Origin of the sequence: Halorhodospira sp. M38 (genome assembly GCF_022227985.1) — a bacterium.
GTDB lineage: Bacteria > Pseudomonadota > Gammaproteobacteria > Nitrococcales > Halorhodospiraceae > Halorhodospira > Halorhodospira halophila_A.
In genome coordinates this window covers 1-2,266 of sequence record NZ_JAJNQP010000060.1, presented here as the reverse complement: position 1 = coordinate 2,266, position 2,266 = coordinate 1, and the positions used below count along the sequence as shown (strand labels likewise).

Here is a 2,266-nt window from a genome sequence, read left to right as displayed (position 1 = left end):
ATACAGGGGCCTCATTCCAACATCCGAGGCCCCGTAATGGCTGGCATTTCAGCGCTGTCCAGTTTTCTAGTTTCATTGCTCCAAGTGATGCGCTGCGGGAAGGTGCTCACTCAATGATGTGCGGAGCTGCGTAATGCGACTGACAACCTCGTCCACGATCGTCGACGCTTCATTTCGGTTTCCCGCGAGTTGCTGCGCGTAGCCAGAGAACTTGGTCAGATCGAGCGTGTGCCCGTTGTCGAGCTCGAGGTCGGAAGTCAGGAACGACCAAGGTGAATCATCCCATCCCGATTTCAAGGGGGCGAGTTGCCTATCGAGCTCCGGGTGGGCAGGGATTTGCGTTCTCGGGACCGCTGGATCGTCGGAATCGGAGCCGGTCTCCCGTATCCGACTGCACATGACTTTCCAGGTAAGGTTGTCCCGATCCCTGGCGCCGAGCATCTCGATGTCGATCACGATCCGGTAATCGTGCCAGACCAGGCCGGTGTCGTAGTACATACTAAGAGACTCTCTCCCAGAGCCACTCAGATATCCGCGAACCGGGCCCTCGCTCAGATTATTCGTGTAAACAACCTTGTTACCTAGCTTTGTCTCCAACTCATTCCAGAACCACAACTGCGCCTCTACGCATCGTTCGAAGAAGGCCTGCGCGAGTTCCCCGGCGGTCGCGAAGGTTTCCGCGTCCGTAATCAGCGCTCTGGCTAATTCCCGGCTTTCGTCCTTATCCATTGGTTGTCCCCCCAAATATGAGACCAAGCGTCGGTACTGCGTCAGGAAGTGTTCGACGGGCGGGGCATTGGAGGTTTCCTGCCGCGCCCGATTCAGCCACGCCTCCAGACTCGGCAATTCGTCGTGCAGGGTGGGATAGCTACACGTCAAAACGCGATCGAGTCCTTGATGCTGCAGGTGCTCACGTCCTTCCTTTGGTTCTCGACCGAGAGGGGTCAAGAAGACGAGTGCAGCGCGTGTGTTGCGACCTACCGCGCGTTGGGAAGCGGCGAGTTTGGCTAGCTCCTGCGCGTAGCCGGTCAGCTGTCCATGACCTTCCTCGGCGTCGACCTTGTTCTCAATGCCTATCACCCAGCGGGGACCTTCGACGAGGATGTCGATGCGGCTGCCGTTTCCCAGCGTGATCTCCGTCGCGATGCGCCACGCGGCCTCATCAGTCGGCGCTGATTCTTCATCCGTCAGACCGAGTTCCCGAAGAAAGAGCGCGAGCAAGACCGCCCCTTGGCCGTGAGAGCTGGCTGGGTCCAGGAATGTCGCGAGAACTCGGGAGTGCCGGGTCTCGTCGCGTAACGAGCTGACAGCGGTGAAAGGGTTGAACCGCTGACCCGTTTGAGTTCGAAGGCGGCTTTCCTTGGTGCGCCATTCCAAGGCCTCTTGCAGCATGAGGATGTGGCTGCGACTTGGTGCGCCGCTGCCTGGGAGTTCACTCATGGTTTATCTCATCCGCCAAGGTGGATTCGCGGCTTATCTGCCATTTAGATGATGGACGGGTACCAAGTTAGCGGAAGCCATCGGAGGTCACGGGATCCGGGTCATCGTCGTAGGCTGGCGCCCAAATCTGAACGTCCCTCCATCGCCTGCTGCTGAGATCCCAGGGCATTCGAGAGGGGTCCCAACGCGGCCGGCGTAGTGCGTAAAGCCAGACCGGTTCGTTAGCCTCGCGGTGCTGATCAATGACCACGTTGGTTTCGTAGGTGGGAGTCAGTGGCGAGTGGGCGAGGAAATCATGCCCCTCCCAGGGGCTGTCACGTGTGAAGATCCGCCAGTAGTTCTTGAAGAGCTGCGGATCGGGATTCGAAGAGCTGAGGCAAATCCAGACCTCATGCCCAGCTTGTCGATAGTTCTCCTCGATGGATCGCCAGGAAGGAAGAATCATTGGATGACAGCCTTCTCAGCCCCTTTTCAGTTACGCTAACAGACGATACTTGCCCAGACTAGCGGGTTCCCACTGGGTCGCATCCTGCTTGATAACAGGCCTGTGCGGAGCACCTTCCAACCGTTTTCTCGTCGCGCATAAGACCTGCCTGCACAGCCAGATCCGGCCGGGTGCGCAAGAAAGCGCCGTCATCTATGGCCCAATCGAAACCGCTAAGCTGAACGGCCTAGCGCCCCATGCGTATCTGCTCGATGTGTTAGAGAACCCGTCCGCAGCCATCGGGTAAGTTCGGTTCCAGGGTCGGCTACGCATTTTCCTGGGAGCTTCCCAGGCTCCGCGCGCCGCGTTTTTAAGCTTTTCCTATCGCCCGGTATCTGTCAA

2 protein-coding genes are annotated in these 2,266 nt (G+C 58.4%); one reads left to right on the top strand and one right to left on the bottom strand.

Features of this window, described 5'->3' with window-relative positions; translation table 11 throughout:
• Positions 1–72: 72 nt before the first annotated feature.
• A complete protein-coding gene (locus LRA98_RS12725; protein WP_238634258.1) occupies positions 73–1,440 on the bottom strand; it encodes a PDDEXK-like family protein in 1,368 nt (455 codons plus the stop codon).
• Between the two features lie 494 nt (positions 1,441–1,934).
• On the opposite strand from LRA98_RS12725, the gene LRA98_RS13240 reads away from it, so the two are divergent.
• A complete protein-coding gene (locus LRA98_RS13240) occupies positions 1,935–2,171 on the top strand; it encodes a transposase domain-containing protein (RefSeq protein WP_443134954.1) in 237 nt (78 codons plus the stop codon).
• Positions 2,172–2,266 lie beyond the last annotated feature (95 nt).

Bases quoted from the DNA above. Each gene is read 5' to 3' on its own strand.
- LRA98_RS12725 (WP_238634258.1), bottom strand. From the start codon at position 1,440: ATGAGTGAACTCCCAGGCAGCGGCGCACCAAGTCGCAGCCACATCCTC.